This is a genomic window from Fusicatenibacter sp. (genome assembly GCF_977045365.1).
This window is the reverse complement of the sequence record NZ_CDRRUH010000005.1, coordinates 59,073-80,019: the sequence shown is the minus strand read 5'-3', so window position 1 is coordinate 80,019 and position 20,947 is coordinate 59,073. Positions and strand designations below refer to the sequence as shown.

General features: G+C 46.2%; 15 protein-coding genes. 13 read left to right on the top strand and 2 right to left on the bottom strand.

Going from position 1 to position 20,947, the window contains the following annotated elements:
• Nucleotides 1-283 precede the first annotated feature (283 nt).
• The 9 genes from rfbC to ACY2VW_RS02455 all read left to right on the top strand — a co-directional run bounded on the left by rfbC (nt 284) and on the right by ACY2VW_RS02455 (nt 14,522).
• The gene (rfbC, locus tag ACY2VW_RS02495; RefSeq protein WP_173828392.1) at nt 284-844 is read left to right on the top strand and encodes a dTDP-4-dehydrorhamnose 3,5-epimerase; all 561 of its coding nucleotides are present in this window, start codon (nt 284-286) and stop codon (nt 842-844) included.
• Between the two features lie 17 nt (nt 845-861).
• A complete protein-coding gene (locus tag ACY2VW_RS02490; protein WP_461876875.1) occupies nt 862-2,274 on the top strand; it encodes an ABC transporter permease in 1,413 nt (470 codons plus the stop codon).
• A gap of 81 nt (nt 2,275-2,355) precedes the next feature.
• On the top strand, nt 2,356-3,690 hold the full coding sequence (locus ACY2VW_RS02485; protein ID WP_461876874.1) for an ABC transporter ATP-binding protein: 1,335 nt from the start codon (nt 2,356-2,358) through the stop codon (nt 3,688-3,690).
• 10 nt (nt 3,691-3,700) lie between these two features.
• Nucleotides 3,701-4,627 (top strand): class I SAM-dependent methyltransferase, encoded by a 927-nt coding sequence (locus tag ACY2VW_RS02480; protein WP_461876873.1) that lies wholly within the window; start codon nt 3,701-3,703, stop codon nt 4,625-4,627.
• Between the two features lies 1 nt (nt 4,628).
• The gene (locus ACY2VW_RS02475) at nt 4,629-6,002 is read left to right on the top strand and encodes a hypothetical protein (protein WP_461876872.1); all 1,374 of its coding nucleotides are present in this window, start codon (nt 4,629-4,631) and stop codon (nt 6,000-6,002) included.
• A gap of 7 nt (nt 6,003-6,009) precedes the next feature.
• Nucleotides 6,010-8,535: a glycosyltransferase family 2 protein gene (locus ACY2VW_RS02470; RefSeq protein ID WP_461876871.1), complete on the top strand. Its 2,526-nt coding sequence runs from the start codon at nt 6,010-6,012 to the stop codon at nt 8,533-8,535.
• Nucleotides 8,535-10,973, top strand: coding sequence for a glycosyltransferase family 2 protein (locus ACY2VW_RS02465; RefSeq protein ID WP_461876870.1), 2,439 nt, complete (start codon nt 8,535-8,537; stop codon nt 10,971-10,973). The genes ACY2VW_RS02470 and ACY2VW_RS02465 overlap by 1 nt, the downstream gene beginning before the upstream one ends.
• A gap of 33 nt (nt 10,974-11,006) precedes the next feature.
• Nucleotides 11,007-12,437, top strand: coding sequence for a hypothetical protein (locus ACY2VW_RS02460; RefSeq protein ID WP_461876869.1), 1,431 nt, complete (start codon nt 11,007-11,009; stop codon nt 12,435-12,437).
• Nucleotides 12,438-12,647: 210 nt separating this feature from the next.
• Nucleotides 12,648-14,522: a GBS Bsp-like repeat-containing protein gene (locus tag ACY2VW_RS02455; RefSeq protein WP_461876868.1), complete on the top strand. Its 1,875-nt coding sequence runs from the start codon at nt 12,648-12,650 to the stop codon at nt 14,520-14,522.
• A gap of 54 nt (nt 14,523-14,576) precedes the next feature.
• Here the strand turns inward: ACY2VW_RS02455 and ACY2VW_RS02450 are convergent, their stop codons facing one another.
• Nucleotides 14,577-15,830 (bottom strand): lipopolysaccharide biosynthesis protein, encoded by a 1,254-nt coding sequence (locus tag ACY2VW_RS02450; RefSeq protein WP_461876867.1) that lies wholly within the window; start codon nt 15,828-15,830, stop codon nt 14,577-14,579.
• Nucleotides 15,831-15,986: 156 nt separating this feature from the next.
• Between ACY2VW_RS02450 and ACY2VW_RS02445 the strand changes: the two genes are divergently transcribed.
• The 4 genes from ACY2VW_RS02445 to ACY2VW_RS02430 are packed head-to-tail and all read left to right on the top strand — an operon-like array spanning nt 15,987 to nt 19,459.
• Nucleotides 15,987-16,793, top strand: a complete 807-nt coding sequence (locus ACY2VW_RS02445) for a glycosyltransferase family 2 protein (RefSeq protein ID WP_461876866.1) — start codon at nt 15,987-15,989, stop codon at nt 16,791-16,793.
• Nucleotides 16,790-17,476, top strand: coding sequence for a glycosyltransferase family 2 protein (locus ACY2VW_RS02440; protein ID WP_461876865.1), 687 nt, complete (start codon nt 16,790-16,792; stop codon nt 17,474-17,476). Before ACY2VW_RS02445 ends, ACY2VW_RS02440 begins: the two co-directional genes overlap by 4 nt.
• A gap of 39 nt (nt 17,477-17,515) precedes the next feature.
• Entirely contained in the window at nt 17,516-17,875 is a 360-nt protein-coding gene (locus tag ACY2VW_RS02435; RefSeq protein WP_461876863.1) for a DUF2304 domain-containing protein, read from the top strand.
• A gap of 12 nt (nt 17,876-17,887) precedes the next feature.
• The gene (locus tag ACY2VW_RS02430; protein WP_461876862.1) at nt 17,888-19,459 is read left to right on the top strand and encodes a DUF2142 domain-containing protein; all 1,572 of its coding nucleotides are present in this window, start codon (nt 17,888-17,890) and stop codon (nt 19,457-19,459) included.
• A 54-nt stretch (nt 19,460-19,513) separates the two neighbouring features.
• Here the strand turns inward: ACY2VW_RS02430 and ACY2VW_RS02425 are convergent, their stop codons facing one another.
• Nucleotides 19,514-20,821 carry a D-alanyl-D-alanine carboxypeptidase family protein gene (locus ACY2VW_RS02425; RefSeq protein WP_461876861.1) on the bottom strand — a complete coding sequence of 436 codons (1,308 nt, stop codon included), beginning with the start codon at nt 20,819-20,821 and terminating at the stop codon, nt 19,514-19,516.
• Nucleotides 20,822-20,947: the final 126 nt, after the last annotated feature.

Sequence of the window (20,947 nt, the reverse complement as noted above, 5' to 3'; positions counted from 1 at the left end):
TGTCGATGAGAAAGAAAAGGTTTGTAGTAAGCTTGCGTCCAATTAAGTACTTGGAAGAACTTTTAGAAGCTTAAAAAAACTGGAAAAGCAGAATTGGTATTAGATAGTTATTCATGCGTTTGTCGTGGCCGTAAAGAAATTTGGATTGTACCACGGAAAAGAATGTGCTATAATCATAGAATGTTCTTGACCATGACATAAGGTCATCCTTTATAATAAAGACAGAAACCCAAAAGAAAAGTTCATAAAAAGAGTTTCAGAAAAAGAAAGAGAGGAACAAAAAATGGGAAAAATTAATGTAGAAACATGCGAAATCGAAGGATTAAAAGTTATCACACCAACCGTATTCGGGGATGAGCGCGGTTATTTTATGGAAACCTACAATTACAATGATTATAAAGCAGCAGGAATTGATCAGGAGTTTGTACAGGACAACCAGTCCAGCTCCAAAAAAGGCGTTTTAAGAGGCCTTCATTTCCAGATTAACTATCCGCAGGATAAGCTGGTCCGCGTGGTCAGCGGTGAAGTATTTGACGTGGCTGTAGACCTTCGTCCGGGCTCTGAAACCTACGGAAAATGGTTCGGCGTTCTGCTTTCTGCTGAGAACAAAAAACAGTTCTTTATTCCGAAAAATTTTGCGCACGGCTTTATCGTACTGTCTGATTCCGCAGAGTTCGCTTACAAATGCACCGACTTCTATCATCCAAACGATGAGGGCGGCCTGGCATGGAATGATCCGGAGATTGGTGTAGAATGGCCGATGCCGGAAGGAATGACCGTAGAAGATCTGACCATCTCAGAGAAGGATCAGAAGTGGGGCGGAATCAAAGAGTTAAAGAAGTAAAACAGGAGAAATGACGAATGTCGAAGAAAAAAACAATACTGCTGGCAGTGTGTGCCGTTCTGGTTGTGCTGCTGAATGTGGTAATACTGACGCACAAAGCTCCAACGGATGGACCGGTGGAACTTCAGATGAAGGTTCAGTCGGATCTTACCGACCAGATTAAGGTATATTTCACCCCGAACGATTTTTACAACGAAGAGATGACGGATGATTACACGTATGTGAATCAGTATCCGAACGGTACGATGGATGAAGAAAAAGAAGTTTCCCTTACCATCGACAGTTCTGCAAAGAAGCTCCGTATAGACTTCGGCGTGCAGCCAGGAACCTTTATGGTACGCGATGTGAAGCTGAAATACCGCAGCACCGATCTGGAGATCCCGCTGGAAACTCTGATGCAGGCAGAAAACCATGATATGGCTTCCATGAAAATCGAAAAGGATGCGGACGGAAACGAAGTTCTGGTGATGAAAACTGAAAATGCCGATCCGTATCTCGACATGGATCTTGATCAGAGCGTCATCCATGACAGCTATGCGGCACATGCGGCAAAGATGAACTGGATTAAAATCCTGACAGCAGTCATTCTTCTGGATGGAGCGTGTCTCGTTCTGTTCCGGTACAGAGAAAAAGTGCTGGCGCTTCCAATCGAGCTTGTTCAGAACAGAAGATTAATCTTTTCTCTTGCGAAAAATGATTTTAAAACGAAATATGCAGGCTCTTACCTCGGTATCGTATGGGCGTTTATTCAGCCGATCGTTACCGTCCTGGTTTACTGGTTCGTATTCCAGGTGGGACTGAAGAGCCCGGGAGCAAATGGATTTCCGTTTGTTCTCTGGATGATTGCAGGTCTGGTTCCGTGGTTTTTCTTTTCGGACGTACTGAATGCCGGCACGAATGCACTGCTGGAATACAGCTATCTGGTAAAGAAGGTTGTATTCAAAATCAGTATTCTGCCGATGGTAAAAGAGATTTCGGCGCTGTTTGTCCATTTATTCTTTGTGGCATTCATGGTTTTCCTGTATAGCTGCTATGGATATTTCCCGGATCTCTACTTCCTGCAGCTTTTGTATTATTCATTCTGCGTATTTGTATTCTCCCTGGGAATCTGCTATGCGACATGCGCGATTGTTATTTTCTTCCGCGATCTGTCGCAGATTATCAGCATTGTTCTGCAGGTCGGCGTCTGGGTTACCCCGATCATGTGGAATATTGACCAGGTAAGTATGCCGTCCTTTTTATTAAAACTGCTGAAGCTGAATCCGTTTTTCTACATTGTACAGGGTTATCGTGACAGCCTGATCAACAAGGTGTGGTTCTTTGAGCATTTTGATCTGACCCTTTATTTCTGGATTGTCACCTTCGTACTGTTCGGAATCGGCACTATTATCTTCAAACGTCTGAAAGTACATTTTGCAGATGTTCTCTAACAAAAACAGGAAAAGCGTGCCGGAAGTTTTTAAATTTCCGGCACATTTTGGAAAAAAAGAAATAAGAGGTACAAAAAAAGAATGAACGATAATGCAATTACCGTGGATCATGTGAGCAAGCTGTATAAGCTGTATGATAAACCGTCTGACCGCTTCAAGGAGGCGATGGGACTGACAAAAAAGAAGCTGTATCGCGAGCATTATGCACTGCGGGATGTGAGCTTTGATGTAAAACGTGGAGAATCCATCGGTATCATTGGTACAAACGGTTCCGGAAAATCCACGATGCTGAAAATTATTACCGGCGTTCTGAATCCGACAGAAGGCCAGGTGAATGTAAACGGAAGAATTTCCGCCCTCCTGGAATTGGGAGCCGGATTTAACGGAGAATATTCAGGAATTGAGAACGTTTATCTGAATGGAACAATGAATGGTTTCTCAAGAGAGGAAATCGATGCAAGAATGGATGATATCCTGCGTTTTGCGGATATCGGTGAATTCGTCAATCAGCCGGTAAAAACGTACTCCAGCGGTATGTTTGTCCGTCTGGCTTTTGCCGTTGCCATTAACATTGAACCGGAGATCCTGATTGTCGATGAGGCACTTTCTGTCGGAGATGTTTTCTTCCAGGCAAAATGCTTCCGCAAATTCGAAGAGTTCCGGGAAATGGGAAAAACACTGCTGATGGTAAGCCATGACCTGAGCAGTATCAGCAAATATTCCGATAAAGTGATTCTGCTGAATCAGGGTACTATGGTCGATAAGGGAGAACCGAAATATATCGTTGATCTCTACAAACGTTTCCTGGTACACCAGGAGGGAGACCCGGAGGCAGAGAAAAAACAGAAGGAAGCAGCTGCCGCGGCAGCACCGGGAGAGCAGGAGTCAGCGAAAAAAGCAGCCGAAGAGCAGAAAGAACAGGAAGTTGCAGGACTTGCCTTAGATGGCGGAAGCGGATTCCGGATGAATCCGAACGTACTGGAGTACGGAGAAAAACGGGCAGAAATTACCGGTGTTGCAATTTACGATGAAAAAGGACTCTGCACGAACACGCTGGAAAAAGGAACACGGTTCCGGATTGTCATGCAGGTGAAATTCCACGAGGAAGTACAGGAACCAATCTGTGCGTATACCGTCAAGGATGCCCGCGGAACAGAAATCACCGGTACGAACACCATGTATGAGCAGAGTGACATCAAACCGAAAAAGCCGGGCGATGTGATTACCGTCACCTTTGAACAGGAGCTGAATCTTCAGGGAGGAGAATATCTGCTGTCCTTTGGCTGTACCGGATACCGGGATGCAGATTTTCACGTATACCACAGACTGTACGATGCCTGCAGCTTAACGGTAGTTTCCACAAAGAATACAGTGGGATTTTTTGATATGAATTCGAAAGTAACGATAGAAGAGTGAGAGGGTACTTATGCAGGAGAGAATCGGTAACATTGAACTGGATTACACGTATTACCCGGGAGAGGACATTTACAGCGACGGACCCATTGAAGACGAACTCCTGGAAATTGCAAAGAGCTGTACAGAGGAAGAACTGAATGCCGAAATTGCCAGAAGAAAGAGCTGGCCGGTGCTGTACCATTTTTCACACATCCGCCAGAATATTCTGGAGTGGGTGCCGTTTCAGAAAACGGACAGAGTTCTGGAGATTGGTTCGGGCTGCGGTGCCATCACGGGTGCCATTGCGCAGAAGGCCGGATCGGTTACCTGTATCGATCTTTCCAAAAAGAGAAGCTATATCAATGCCTACAGAAACCGTGCATATGACAACATCAATATCCTGGTGGGAAACTTCCAGGATATTGAGGAAAATATGGACGAATGCTACGACTATATCACCCTGATCGGGGTGTTTGAATATTCAAAAGGATATATTGGCACGGATGATCCTTATGTGGAGATGATCCGCAGAATCAAGAGACATCTGAAGCCGGGCGGACAGATCCTGATTGCAATTGAGAACAGGCTGGGACTGAAATATTTTGCAGGATGCACGGAAGACCATACAGGTGTCTTTTTTGACGGCATCGAGGATTATCCGAATCTGCAGGGGGTACGGACGTTCTCGAAAAAAGAGCTGCAGGAAATCATTGACCGGGCAGGAGAGTTTGAGACAAAATTTTATTACCCGTACCCGGATTACAAATTCCCGCTGACGATCTATTCCGACGAATATCTTCCAAAGTGCGGGGAGCTGAAGCTGACCGCCTACAATTATGACCGTGCGAGAATGGAACTGTTTGATGAGACGAGGGTGGCAGATACGTTGATTTCCAATGGACTGTTTCCGGAGTTCTCCAATTCCTTTTTTGTACGGGTGAAATGGGGGGAAGCGTAACATGGGCCGAAAAACAGAAGAAATTCTTTATATCAAATATGCCAATGAAAGAAACCGGGAATTTGCCGCACGGACCGAGATTTTAGAGGATACCGAAGGAAACCGCAGTGTGAGAAAAACACCGCTGTACCCGGAGGGAAAGGCGCATGTGGCAGGTCTTGTGGAAAAATACCACAGACTGGAGCCGGATTATGAAAAAGTCGGACTGTTCTGCAACCGCGCGGAAGCAGACGGCAATGCGGTACGGCTGGAATACCTGACCGGGGAGTCGTTAGAAGAGCATCTTGATACGCTTCTGGATCACAAAAAGACAGAAGAGGCGGAAAAACTGCTGAAACAGTATATCGAAAAGATCCAGGTACTTCCGGGACAGGAAAACTTTCACATGACAGAGGAATTCAGAAAAGTGTTCGGGGAAGCGGAAAGTCTGGAAACCATGGCTGCTGTCTCAAACGCCAACATCGACATGGTATGCCAGAATGTGATGATGGATGCGGACCGCTGGACGATGATTGATTACGAGTGGACTTTTTTCTTCCCGGTTCCGACGGCATTTCTCGTATACCGTGTGCTGCACTACTATCTGGAGACACATGGAAAGCGCAGCGTTCTGGATAAGGAAGCACTGTACACCTGGGCCGGCATTACAAAAGAACAGCGGGAAACCTTCCATGAAATGGAACATCATTTCCAACAGCATCTGACCTCAGGCCATGTTCCGATGCGTGAGATGTACGGGGCAATCAGTCCGGGAACGTATCCGGTGCGCCATCTGGTCACGAAAGAACAGATCCGCAGAGGACAGGAACGCATGCAGATTTTCTTTTCGGATGAAAACGGATTTCGAGAGGAAAGAAGCGTTTACTATAAACTGGAAAACGGCGAATTCCATGGAACGATAGAAATTCCGGAGCACACCGAGGAGATCCGCCTGGACCCGTGCGACGGAATGGGACTCTGCCAGATTGAGGAGCTTTCCTTTGATGTGGGAACGATAGGTGAGATCATCACTTCAGATGGAATCACGGAAGACGGGGAAATTTACCTGATGAATGCAGTGGATCCGCAGCTTTATCTTGGCAGGGTTCCGGAAGGAGCAAAAACTCTGACCGTTCATCTGCATGTGACAGTAACGGAAGCAGATTCCGTGAAAATCAATGAAGCGGCCGGAAAACTGCTGAAAAACAGAGGAAAGAGACTGCGGAAAGAGAAAGAAAAACGGAGACAGGCAGAGGCACAGCTTGCAGAGAAGGCAGAAGAACTTTCCCGTCTCCAGGCAGAACTGGCACAGAAAACAGCGAAAATCGAAGAGATGGAACAGACGAAGGTCTGGAAGCTATACAGAAAGTATCGCACGATACGCGAAAGGAATTAAGAAATTCATGGGAGTTATTTATTCATCAGTTGATGCACAAGACTATACAACGGACAAGAATGGTACCCTGACCTTAAGCGGATGGAGAGGCTCAGAGAATGCCGGAGAGATTACGATGACCTGTCTGGCAGACGAAACAGAGGTTTCCACGGCAGAATTTTCCACCCATAAAAGAGAAGATGTATTTCAGATCTGCAAAACACTTTCGAAAGAAGACAGCAATGTGGGTTTTGAACTGACGATTACAGGGTTAAATCCGCTGATGGAACAGTATCAGAACATTCGTATCATCTGCCGTCAGGGGAAAAATGAAAAGACAGTCTGGGAAAAGCCGATGGCGGAGCTGAAAAAGGAAGTCGGAGCGCGCACGCTGATCCGAAGAATCGATGATATCCGAAGACGGGGAAGCCAGATGGTGGTATCCGGCTGGATCATCGACTATCTGCAGGAAAACCGGATCAAAGTACAGGATGGTCACGGAAAACCGGTGCCGTACGAGATGAAACAGATGGCAAGACCGGACGTCTGCGAAGCGTACAAATTGAAAGACATCAAGGCGTTTGGATTTGAAGTATCTGTTGCGTGCAAGGATCTGAAAAATCAAATGTTTACCGTTTGCTTTGAGAATGAAATGACGGTAAAAGAGACAACCGTTGATGTGAAAAAATACGACTTTGAGAACTCTCCGCGCGGCCGGATGATGCAGACCTTAAGCCTGTCCAGAAGAAAAGAAAACAGGAAGATCATCCGTGAAAAAGGATTTTCTTATTTTGTAAAATTTGTGCAGGATCAGATGGACGTAGAGCAGGAAGATTATGAGGCATGGTTAAGAGCGCATCAGCCAAATCCAAAAGAACTGAAAAAGCAGCGAAAAACAAAATTTGCGTATGAGCCGAAGATCAGCATCGTTATTCCGCTTTTTAATACACCGATCCGCTATCTGGATGAGCTGCTGGTGTCCATCACATCCCAGACGTATGCAAACTGGGAGCTCTGCCTGGCAGATGGAAGTACGAAAAAAGAGGTTGGTGACTTTATCCGCCAGAAATATGGAAAAGAGAAGAGAATCAGATACCAGAAGCTGGAAGAGAACAAGGGAATTGCCGGAAACACGAATGCGGCAGTTGCCATGGCAGACGGCGATTATGTGATGCTGTGCGACCATGACGACCTGGTTGCTGTCAACGCACTGTACGAGATGGTATCCGTCCTGAATGAGGATCCATCCACCGATATCGTCTACACCGATGAGGATCTGGTAAACAGCGACACGACCATGTATTTTTCCCCGCGATTTAAACCGGACTTTAACTTTGACTTTCTCCGTTCGATCAATTATATCTGCCATATTTTTATGGTGCGTAAGACAATTCTCGATGAGGTTGGATGCTTCCGTGAAAACTTCGACGGAGCGCAGGACTTCGATTTTATTCTGCGGTGCTGTGAGAAAACGACAAAGATTGCCCATATCCCGAAGATTTTGTATCACTGGAGAAGCCATGAAAATTCTACAGCAGGAAACCCGGACAGCAAGCAGTATGCGATCGACGCCGGAAAACGTGCGCTTGAGGAGCATTATGCCCGTCTCGGCATTGATGCCGAGGTGCGCTACACCGGCATTTTCATCATGTTTGAGTCTGTGCTGAAGGTCAAAGACAATCCGAAGGTATCGATTCTGATCCCGAGTAAGGATCATGTGGAGGATCTGGACAAATGTATCACATCGATCGAGGAAAAATCGACCTGGAAGAATTTTGAGATCATTGTCATTGAGAACAACAGTGCTGAGCAGGATACCTTTGCTTATTATGACCAGATCCAGCTCCGCTATCCAAATGTACAGGTGGTTTACTGGAAGAAGGGCTTCAACTATTCTGCAATCAACAATTACGGTGCATCATTTGCAACGGGTGACTACTACGTTCTGATGAATAACGATATCGAAGTAATCACACCGCAGTGGATGGAGTACATGCTGGGTTACTGCCAGAGAGAGAATACCGGAATGGTCGGCGCCAAGCTGTATTATCCGGACGACACGGTGCAGCATTGCGGTGTTGTTATCGGTGTGGGCGGTTTTGCCGGTCATATCCTGACGAGAACGGGAAGAGAAGACATCGGCTACTTTGGACGGCTGAAGGCTATTCAGGATATCAGTGCGGTAACGGCTGCCTGCCTGATGATCAAAAAAACAACGTTTGATGCGATTGACGGACTCGATGAAGAGTTCCAGGTAGCACTGAACGACGTGGATCTCTGCCTGAAGGTACGGGCACACGGAGAACTGGTGGTACAGAACCCGATGGTGGAAATGTATCATTACGAGTCAAAGTCCCGCGGAATGGAAGACAGCAAAGAAAAACATGAGCGCTTCAAACGGGAGATCGCCAGATTCCGCACAAAATGGGCAGATATTCTGGAAAAGGGAGACCCGTATTATAATCCGAATCTGACTCTGATGTACGATGACTGCAGAATCCGTGGAAAACACGAACATTTTGACATCATTGATGAGATTGAAGGAGGACACTGATGGCCGAGGATATTTTTGAGGTAAAAAGAGAACGGTTTGATCTGCTGCGTCCAGAAATTTATTTATTACAGGGAACGTGGCCTGAGGGCTATCGCGTGGAAGCATATCTGAAAAAACAGCAGATTCCAGGGGAGATAATGCCGTGGGATTATGTGAGCGTGCTCGACCGCGTTGCAACACATGAGGGGACCAAAAGAGTAACGGTAAGCCTTACCATGCCGGAGAAAATTGAGCCGTCTGGAAAGCTGGTCATCTATGCAGCACGCGGTGACAAGAAGATCAAATGGTTTGAGATCGGGGCGAAAGAACTGGCCCGCCGTCAGAACAGACCGTATTTTTTCATTGATGAGCAGAAAACACTTCGGGACGAAGAAATCTGCAGAATCCGCGGCTGGGTTGTTTCTGATCAGCCGGTCAGAATCGCAGTTTACGATGAAAAGAAAAAGAAAATCTCCTGTGAGATCAAACGGAACAAGCGCCTGGATGTTGCGGAGATGATCACAGAGACCCAGATAGAGCCGGAATGCGGCTTTTATATGGAGGTTCCGATTCGGGGAAGAAAAGTGATTTATCTGGTGTTTCATGACGGTAAGGAAAAAGCAGTTTATCCGATCGACCAGCGTTCCGTGATGATTGCGGCAGAAAAAGTGAGAATGTACACCAGAAAAGGCCGGCGTTATCTGCAGAACCATGGCACAGCCGAACTGATGGAAAAAGCGCTTCATAAAATTAAGAGCATGCGTCATGCGCCGGTGGATTACGGAAAATGGCTTCCGAAGCATCTGCCGGACAAAACAGAGCTGGAACGCCAGAGGAAAACAAAATTTGCAAAAGAGCCGAAATTCAGCATCGTTGTGCCGCTGTATAAGACCCCGGTGGAATATCTGGAGCAGATGGTACAGTCGGTGAAGCAGCAGACCTATCCGAACTGGGAGTTGGTTCTCTCCGACGGAAGCGGAAAGGATTCCCCGTTAAAAGCAGTGCTGGCGCGCATGGCAGCTGAGGAGCCGCGCATCCGCGTGGTGGAAAATGAGAAAGCGCTGCAGATTTCCGAGAATACGAACGCGGCGATGGAACAGGCAGCCGGTGATTACTTCGTCTTTATGGATCACGACGATATGCTGACGGAGCATGCCCTGTATGAGTGTGCTGCCGTTATCAACAAGACACCGGAAGCGGATGTGATTTATTCCGACGAGGATAAGATGTCAATGGACGGACATAAGTTCTTCCAGCCGCATTTCAAACCGGATTTCAATCTGGATCTGCTCTGCACGGTCAACTATATCTGCCATCTGTTTGTGGCAAAAAGAGAGCTGGTGGAAAAGGTCGGTATGCTCCGCAGTGAATTTGACGGTGCCCAGGACTACGATTTTATCTTCCGGTGTACCGAAGAAGCGGAGAAGATCTGTCATATTCCAAAGATTTTATATCACTGGAGATGCCATGAGGATTCCACTGCAGAAAATCCGGAGAGCAAGCAGTATGCATTTGAAGCCGGAAGAAGAGCGATTGAAGCGCATTATCAGAGAAAAGGCATCCATGCAACGGTAGAGAACGGTGAGTTCCTCGGCCTGTACCGGACGAAATACATTCTCGATGAAAAGCCGCTGATTTCGATTATTATTCCAAATAAGGATCACATCGATGATCTGGACCGCTGCGTGCAGTCGATTTTGAAAAAATCCAGCTATCCAAATCTGGAGTTTATTATTGTGGAGAACAACAGCACGGAGGAGAAGACCTTTGCGTACTATGAGAAACTGCAGAAAGAGTGCGGCAAGGCTCATGTGTGCTATTACAAAGGAAACTTCAACTATTCCAAAATCAACAATTTCGGTGTACAGTACGCAAAAGGAGAGTATCTGCTGCTGCTGAACAACGATACCGAGATGATTAATGATGACTGCATCGAAGAGCTGCTTGGCTACTGCACCCGCAGTGATGTCGGAATTGTCGGTGCAAGACTGTACTATGAGGATGATACGATTCAGCACGCCGGTGTTGTCATTGGCTTCGGCGGAATTGCCGGCCACTGCTTTGTACAGCAGCCAAGAGGAAACACGGGATACTGTCACAGGATCATCTGTGCACAGGATTACAGTGCCGTAACGGCAGCGTGCATGATGGTGAAACGAAGCGTCTTTGATGAGGTCGGCGGACTGACCGAAGAGCTTGCAGTGGCGTTTAATGATATCGACTTCTGCATGAAAGTACGGCAGAAGGGATACCTTGTCGTTTACAATCCGTATGCGGAGCTGTATCATTATGAGTCAAAGTCAAGAGGACTTGAGGATACGCCGGAGAAACTGGAACGTTTCCACAAGGAAATCCGTACTTTCGAGACGAGATGGCCGGAGATTATGAAAAACGGAGATCCGTATTATAATCCGAACTTATCTCTGGAGACGCAGGATTTCTCATTGAAACGCCTGTAATACCAGAATAGTACTCGAAAAGGAAAAAAGAGAATGGAACAAAATACAAAGAAACAGGAAAGACGGTTGGAAATGGTTTTTCTTCTGGCAGTTTTTCTTACCATCCTGATGTGGGCGATGGTGCAGCCTTTTAATGCATCGCCGGATGAAGCCATGCGCTATCAGATTGTGGATTACATCATGCGCCACGGAAAACTTCCCGTGGGTTATGATGCAGAGATCCGCGATCCGAACTGGGGAATTTCTTATGCGTTTTATCCGATTACAACGTATATTGCAGGAGCCGTATTTGGAAAAATTGCAACATTGTTTTCTAGTTCCGGCATGGCGCCGATTTACGGTGCCCGGCTGGTCAATGTGATTTTGGGGACAATTACCGCAGGGCTGAATCTTAAGATCGGAAAAATGCTGTTCGAGAAGCGGATGGCATGGTTTTATACCATTCTGATCTGCTTTCTGCCTGGTACGATTTTCTTTAACTCGTATGTCAACATGGATGCACTGGGACTGTGCGCTTCTTCGTGGATCGTCCTCTGCTGGTGCAAGGCAGTTAAGAACGACTGGAGTGTGAAACTCTGCGTGGAACTGGGGGCGGCGATTTCGTTCTGTGCACTGTCGTACTTTAATGCCTACGGCTATATTCTGTGCAGTATCCTGTTTTTCTGCACGACGATGCTGCTCTGCGGAAGAAAAAAATGGGATGTAAAGCGGATGATTCAGCTGGGACTTGTTGTGACGGCCGTCGTTGCCGTGCTGGCCGGCTGGTGGTTTATCCGGAATGCCGTTCTGTATGATGGAGATTTTATCGGACGGAGTACCTGTGCAAAATACGGTGAAATGTATGCGGCACCGGGTTTCACAAATGAGACGAAGATTCTTCCAAAACGGATGGATATGACGATCTGGGATATGTACATGTGGATTCCGGGAGAATGGCAGTACAACTGGCTGGTGACGGTGCTGGTCAGCTTTATCGGTGTTTTCGGTTATATGAATGTGTTCCTGGCAAAGATCTGGTATAAGATTTACATCGCCGGATTCGGTATCGGTATTCTGGCTTCCATTCCGCTCTGGAAAAAAATGGTGCGGATCAGAAAGCAGGAAGAAGCCGTAGAACGCACAGAGGAAACGGAAGAGGAAGAGATTACATACCTGGTCGTAAAAAAAGAGAAACGATGGAGCCGGGAAGCATTGTTCCACATTTCCATGGCAGTTGCGATGGTGATTCCGTTTATCCTGCTGACGATTTACGCCTACTCTTCTGACTTTCAGGCACAGGGACGGTACATCCTGCCGATGATCCTTCCGTTTATGTATCTGGTCACGAAAGGAATCAATGTATTGCTGAAACGTCTGGTAAAAAAAGAAACAGTAAGGAAGTGGATTGTCCGGATCGTGGAGGGAGTTTATATTGCTTCTGCGTATGCCGTGTACTTCCTGGTTTTTCTGCCGCTGTATCGGTAAAAACAGACAGAAAGATACAAACAGAAAAAAGACAGATCTGAATGGAGTTGCTTTTCGGGTCCGTCTTTTTTTGTTAAAGAAGAAGCTGGAAAATGTAAGAAAAATGTAAAAAAATATTGCAATGCAGGGGAAGTCTGTGCTATCGTAGGAAAGAACGTGTAAATCGAAAAGAAAAACAGAAAGAGAAAGGAAGCGTGAAAACAAGGCAACATGGAAACAAAAGAAGAGAAAAAACCGAAAAAAGCGATGCAGGTGCTGAAGAAAACAGGAATTGTATTGCAGTATGTCATCGTATTTCTTGCTATCCTGATTACATCCAGTATTCTGTGGATGTTCCGGACCTGGACCAGCCTGAATATGAACGAGCTGATGTTTCACCTGCAGTCGCCGATCGAAGGAACCGACATGGGGATTATCAAGAGTTATATCGTATCCTGCATGCTGGTTTCGATCGTACTTACCGCAGTTCTGGTTTTTCTTTACATAAAAATCAAAAACAGACGACGCATTGTTCTGGGAATCAGTCTTGGCGGCATGATCTGCATTGCGGCTGTTACGATCGGATATATGTGGGAGCGTCTTGGAATCACGGCCTATGCCAAAAACCAGACGACAAGCTCCAGCTTTATCGAAGATAATTACGTAGATCCTGATTCCGTTTCCCTGACTTTCCCGGAAAAAAAGAGAAATCTGATCTATATTTTCCTGGAATCGATGGAAAATACGTATTCCTCCGAAGAATACGGCGGAGCATTTCCGAAAAATACGATTCCGGAGCTGACCCAGCTCTCTCTGGAAAATGAAAATTTTTCCGGTGATCAGGAAACCTTAAACGGCGGAGTTCCACTGACGGGGGCCACCTGGACAGTGGGGGCCATGTTTGCCCAGACTTCCGGCCTTCCGCTGAAAATTCCGATTGAGGGAAACTCCATGAGTACCCAGAATGAGTTCTTTCCGGGACTTACGACACTTGGAGATATCCTTGATGATGCTGGATATGACCAGACCCTTCTGATCGGTTCCGACGGTACGTTCGGCGGAAGAAAACTGTATTTTGAAGAACATGGAAATTATGATGTCATGGACTACAATTACTGTGAGAAAAATGGTCTGATTCCGGAAGGCTACCGTGTATTCTGGGGCTTTGAAGATAAAAAACTGTTTGATATTGCAAAAGATACCCTGAAAGAGAAAGCGGCATCCGATGAACCGTTCAATCTCACGATGCTGACCGTTGATACTCATTTTGAGGATGGTTATCTGTGCGACGAGTGTGAAGACACCTTCGGCGATAATCAGTATGCCAACGTAATGGCGTGCTCAAGCAGGCGTGCGGCAGAATTTGTGAAATGGGTGCAGGAGCAGGATTTCTATGAGAATACAACGATCGTAATTTCCGGAGATCATCTGACCATGGACAGTGATTTCTGCGAGGATGTGCCAGATACGTACGAGAGAAAAGTGTTCACAACGTATATCAACGCGCCGGTACAGCCGGCTGATGACAAGTACCGGGAATATTCTACTTTTGATCAGTTTCCGACGACACTGGCCGCGCTTGGTGTTACGATCGAAGGAAACCATCTGGGACTGGGAACGAATCTGTTTTCCAATGAAATCACGCTCATTGAGAAATACGACAAAGATGTTGTAAACGATGAGCTGGAAAAACAGTCCGACTTTATGGATGAGCTGACGAAGAACATCAAAGAGGTAAAGAAAGAGGAAACATCCAGAAAGGACGATATGACAGAAAAGAAAGAACAGACGGAAACACCGGATCAGCCTCTGGCAGAGATCGAGGTAACACCATACGATTACCACAAGGGCTATTATACCATCACTGTACAGAATATTGTGCCGGATGACGTTCACACCGTGCGCTGCGCGATCTGGCAGGAAGAGGATCAGAGTGATCTGATCTGGTATGAGGCAGAGCATAGGAAAGATGGTTCCTATGTGGTAAACAGCATGGCAAGAGATTTCGGCTTTAAGACGGGCGAATATCAAATTCATGTTTACGGCGTCAACGATGATGGAGATCCGGTTCTTCTGGGCAGTTCCATTGGAGAAATTGTAAAATAAGAAAAGCATAAAAAATATCCCGCCCTCACCGGCGGGATATTTTTTATGGAAAGATTAACGGGAACATCGTTCTTTCCGGTAATAGAAGACGATGAACAGAAGAAAAATGAGAAACAGGATAGCGTCCGAACACGTATAGGCCAGTGCGGCACCCATCAGTCCCATGCTTTTTACGAGAACCGGAGAAAGCACAGTAGCGAAGAGACTGGCAAGACCAAAGCCCCAGAGCATGGCGTACTGATGACGCATGATGGTAAGAATCACCTGGTCGATGACGGCAAGGGCGAAGAAACCGCCGCCGATCAGAAGCACATCCAGGACGGCAGAATACGAATTCAGGTTCACGCCGAACACGATGGAGAGAACCGGACAGCCAAGGAACGCGCCGCCAAGAAGAATCACAAGAGAGATTCCAAGAGCGGCAAGGTGCATCAGAAAACAGTATTTCAAAAAAGCCTGATTCTTTTGCTTTTCCCACAGAACCGTGAGCTTTACCAGCACCGGCTGAAGAACGAATCCCACCAGCAGGTTGATGACAAAGCACGGCATGAACAGATACGTGTAATATGCCTGCATGGTACTGCTCAGATACGAGTCGATGGCATATTTCGGTGCATTTCCAAGGTAGATCAGCAGAAAAGCGCCGAGGCAGAGCGGAAAACATTCCACCAGAAGGCGGCCGATCGAAGCCAGGGAAAAAGACCGGACGGAAAAAGAAAAAGCACCTTTGGTAAGGAACAGAAGAAGGATCAGCACAAGTGCGGAAACAAGAATGGAAGCGAGGATAGCTGCCATAACACTTCCGGAAACTAGCAGAGTGACAAGAAATGCAGTGCAGTACGCAAAAACACGCAGAAAAAGAATCTTTCCGCTGATGTCGAGACGCCCGTTCCGCTGGAAGAAACCGCCGTACAGATCATCCACAGCATCGGTCACCTTCAGAAGACATAAGAAGACAACGATCAGTGCTTTTTCCATATAATAGCCTTTGGCAGCGACAAACAGAATCGTGATCACCATCATGGCAGTGCTCGTCAGAATACGGGAGCCGAGATAGGTGCCGAACTGGTACTTGTCTTTGATGTCGGTTGACTGAAAATTACGCATGCCGTAGTTTCCGATACACAGCATCATCTGCGCGGTTGAAAAGCCGAGCGAAAAAATACCGGCGTCCTCTGTGCCGGCGATTCTGGTGACAAACAGTAAAAGAATAATGGAGACGACAGAGTTCAGGCCGCTGGCCATCAGATTCCAGAAGACAGCAGCTTTTTCTGTTCCGCTCTTGGGATATAGTAGAAAGTTTTTCATAAAAGAATCTCCTGTAAACTTGTTTTTGGTATCATCTGGCATTTTACCATATCCCGTGAGTAATGTAAACCCGCTGGTATTCTTGACAAAAGACAGAAAATACATTAAAGTATACAAAGAGTTAATATGAGAAAAAATAATGTGAGGGTAGTTTTTATGCAGTATAAAGGATCAGATCATACATTTGTTATTTGCGCCTACAAGGAAAGTCCGTTTCTTGAGGAGTGCATCATGTCTCTGAAAAAACAAAGCATACGGTCTAATATTATTCTTGTTACATCAACACCGAATTCGCTGATACAATCTCTGACAGATAAATATGAAATCCCGTTTTACATCAACACAAAAGAAAAAGGAATTACGCAGGACTGGAATTTTGGCATGGAATGTGCCAAGACAAGCCTTGTCACGATTGCACACCAGGATGACACGTATGAGCTGCAGTATGTAGAGACGATGCTGCGCGAGGTCAACCGGGCAAAGCAGCCGCTTATTTTTTTCTCTAATTATGGAGAACTGCGCGAAGGAAAAAAGGTAGATGAAAACAAACTTCTGAAAGTAAAGCGCCTGATGCTGAAACCGCTGGAACTGTCAGGACTGTGGAACAGCATTTTTGTCCGCAGAAGAATTTTATCCCTTGGAGCACCGATCTGCTGTCCGTCCGTAACGTATGCGAAGCACAACCTGAAACTTCCGGTTTTCCAGGCGGGATTTCGAAGCTGTGAGGACTGGGAGGCGTGGGAAAAACTCTCCAGAGAAAAAGGTTCGTTTGTATACAGCAAGGAAATTCTGATGCATCACCGGATTCATGCAGGATCAGAAACCTCCATTATTCTCGGGGATTCTGCCCGAAAAGCGGAGGATTATCAGATGTTCTGTAAATTTTGGCCGAGATTTCTGGCGAAGATCCTGGTCAGAATCTATTCCACAAGTGAAAAATCAAACGAATTGGAGAAAAAATGAAAAATCTGATTATTATTCCTGCATACAATGAGCAGGAGAGTATTGAAAAGACGGTAGAAGACATCAAAGCAAATGCGCCGAGTTTTGATTATATTGTGGTCAACGACTGCTCAAAAGATAATACCGGAAAGATCTGTAAAGAAAAGAAATACAACGTCATCAATCTGCCGGTTAATCTTGGAATTGGAGGGGCGGTCCAGACGGGATACCGGTATGCATGGAAGAATGGTTATGAAACAGCTGTGCAGGTGGACGGCGACGGACAGCATGATCCGAAGTTTCTGGAAATGATGCTGACGTATCTGGAAAAAGAAAATGCCGATATGGTTATCGGATCCCGCTTTATCACGAAAGAGGGCTTTCAGTCGTCAGGACTCCGCCGTGTGGGAATCCGGTATTTTACCTGGCTGATTCACCTTCTGACGGGAAAAACGATTACGGACCCGACATCTGGTCTTCGTATGGTAAATCGTTCCGTAATCCAGCAGTATGCGTCCTGTTACCCGAAAGACTATCCGGAACCGGAGAGTGTTGTGACAATCCTGAAGGAACGGAAAAGAGTAGAGGAAGTGTCTGTTATCATGCGGGAGAGAGCCGGAGGTGTTTCGTCGATTTCTCCGATGAAATCGGTTTATTACATGATTAAAGTTACACTTGCGATTCTGATGGAAAAAATACGATAAACGTACGATGAAAAAGAAAAAGACAACAAGGAGGAAACTATGCAAGTTCGGTTACAGATTGTATTCGGAATTGTCCTGCTGCTGTTCATGGCTGCGGTAGTTCATATGATCCGAAAAAGATACCTGGAAATTAAATATGCACTTTCCTGGTTCCTGACTCTGGTATTTCTGCTGATTGTGGATATTTTCCCAGGCATACTGACACATGTGACAAAATGGGTGGGTGTGGAACTGCCTTCCAATATGCTTTTTATTCTGGGATTCTGCTTTTTGATGGGAATTGTTTTGAATTTAACGGTAGCGCTGTCAAAGCTTTCTGTTCAGAATAAAACCCTGATTCAGGAAGTCGGGATGCTCGAAAAGAGGGTGCGGGAGCTGGAAGAAGTGAAGAACGAATAGAAAGGTGGCATTATGCAGGAGTGGTTGATCTGTCTTTTATTTTTGATGCCGATGCTGCTGGTGTCGGTTCCTGTTTCCAGAATGTGGGATTCTGAAGAAGTACGGAGAACGTTACAGAAGATTCCAAAGGCGGTGTTGTTTTTAGGAGAATGGATTGGTTCGACCATTGTCATTCTCCTGTTTTTACGGTTTGCGTCCGAATGGTGGTATGACTGTACGTTCAATATTTTCTACTGGGTGGTCGGAAATATCGCAGGAAGCATCTGGCTGATTTATCTGATCCAGATGTACAGGACTTTTCAGGATCGGCTGGATCTTGTCTTTGCACTGGTTATGATTCCGGTCGGAATCGCATTTACCTTTTTTATGCTGCCGGATTATGTGCCGGACGAACAGGCACATTTCCAGAGAGCCTATCTGGTATCGAATCTGAATCTGAAACCGCTGACCAATGTTTCGATCGACGCAGAATATGGAGTCCGGAAATTGTCGGATTACAAAAAGATTTTTACGTACTGTCATTTTAATTTCCATCCGGAATATCAGGTGCTGGAAGAGGCGGCAAACTATAATTTCCTGGTTTATGTCATTCCGGCCGTGGCGATCGGTCTTGGACGACTGCTGCATCTGTCAGTTTATACCTGTTACTATATGGGAAGAATGGCAAATCTGGCCATGTTTGTCGTGCTGATGTCGTATGCAATCCGCATCGTTCCAAAGGGCAAGAAGATTTTCTTTGTATTTTGCTTTAATCCGATGCTGATTCATCTGGTTGCGTCGTATTCTTCTGATGCGCTGGCCTGCAGCGTGTGCATTCTGACAGTTGCCAATTTTCTGTATCTGTATCAGAAAGAAGAAATCAGCAATTGGGATATCGTGATTACCATGACTCTGTTCTTTGTTCTGGCGATCATTAAATACGTGTACCTTCCGCTTTTCGGTATTTATTTTGCGGTTTTCCCGAAACTGTTCCGAATTTCAAAAAAGGGTGTGCTTACGCTGCTCGGTTCGATTACTGTTGGTCTGCTGTGCCTGCTTGCAGCAATGAAACTGGGAGCTTATGCAGAGACTCCTTCTGTGCAGCTGGAATATTTAGAGGCCAGAAGTGTGGACAGTACAGGGCAGATCCGGTATCTTCTCGAAGATGGCACCCGTCTGTTTACGATGCTGCGGAATACGTTGAAAGAATATGGTCAGTTCTATTTTGAGAGCATGATTGCAACGCTTGGATGGCTGGATATTGTCACCGGCCCGGTTGTATTGTATGGCTTTGTGGGTCTGCTTACAGTATCTGCCTTCATGGAAAGTGCAAAAGTCAGATGGATCAACCGGATCTGGATGATCTGTATCGCGCTGATGGTTGGTGTGCTTGTTATTCTTGGACTGTATCTGATGTGGAGCCCGGTTGGCTGGGTGACTTCAGAAGGCGTTCAGGGACGGTATTTTATTCCTTCTCTGCTGTTGCTGCCGATTGCCTTATCGAATGATCTGTTGAAGAAAATTGGTTATCAGCAGATTTTGATGGTCGGGGTCATCATCATCAATGCAGTGGCAATGAATGGAATTTTACAGCATTTTCTTTAAATAAAAAAGAATCCTGGAAATTTGATCCAGGATTCTTTTTTATTTAAAGAAAGGTTATTTTCTGCGTTTTTTTCTGCGTCTCCGTCTCTTTTTGTTTCGCTGGATTACTGCAATGATCAGAATCAGAATAGCAACGGCATTCAGACCGATCAGAATGTAAAGCGGAGAGGAGAGGGAGCCTGTGGAGAAACCATCGCTGCTGTCCGCTTCCGGTGTTACAATTCCGGTTGGATCTTCTTCAGAAGAAGAGGAAACAGAAGAGGAGGAACTGTCAGCGGAGGAGCCGCTCTTTACAGAAACCTCTGCGGTTCCGATCGGGTGGCCGTCGTAAAAATACTGGCGGGTAAAGGTTTCCTGATCGGCAGCATCATCCGGGTCTGTGTAGGTGGCACTTTTGAGTTTGGCATCCTTCGGAAGCGATATGGTTCCGGAAAGAGATTCCTTTTTGGTGTCTTTTAAGGTATAGTGTGTAAAATTGTTAAAACCGTAATCAAACAGAGAACGGGTGTCGGTAATATAATCAAGGTTGTCGCAGGTCAGAACGACGCAGATCAAAGTAACGTTATTTCTTTTTGCGGCGGTAACCAGCGTATTGTGCGCTTCGTCGGTGTAACCGGTCTTTCCGGCGAAAGCACCCTGATAGCCATAGGTAGGATCATCCTGAAACAGCATCACATGATGATTCTGAAGCTGACGCGGGGATGCAGTCATATTGGTCGGCTGAATGGTATAGGACAGGTCAGATTCAATGCGGAGGAAGGTCTCGTTTTTGATCGCTTCCTGCATAATCAGTGCCATGTCGTGGGCAGTGGTATAATGATTCGGATCCGGCAGACCGTTTGGATTGGTAAAATGCGTGTTCGTGCAGCCAAGTGCAGCGGCGCGTTCATTCATCATATCAGCAAACGCCTCCACGCTGCCGGCGATGTCGATGGCAAGCTGTGTGCAGACCTCGTTGGCAGAGGCAAGAAGAACGGCATGGAGCGCATCCTCCACTGTGATGGTTTCGCCGAGCTGAACATCAATCCGGGCATTTCCCGGGATCGATTCGCTGACGGCCTGCTCTCCGAAAGTAACCGTATCGGTCGGCTGTCTGTTTTCAGCGACGAGCAGTGCAGTCATGACTTTTGTGATGCTCGCAGGATAGCGCTGCTCGTCCATGTTGGCATCGAAAAGAATCGCACCAGTGTCGGCATCCATCAGACAGGCTGCACCGGAATTGGTAAGGGGGGCCTCCGGCCAGGCAACGGAAGTTTTTTGATCCGAAGCGGCGAGAAGCGGTTGTGTCGAAAAGACAGTAACAAAAACAAACGTGAGCAGCAGACACAGGAACGTGCGCACTGCATGGGATTTTCTGTACATAATCACTCCTTCTGATCCGGCAGGCCAGTGCTGTTATCCGGCGGACGGATCTTTCTAAAACATATAAGACACACTTTCTTTATTATAGCATAAACCGGATAGGGAAGAAATACATAAATTCTTAAT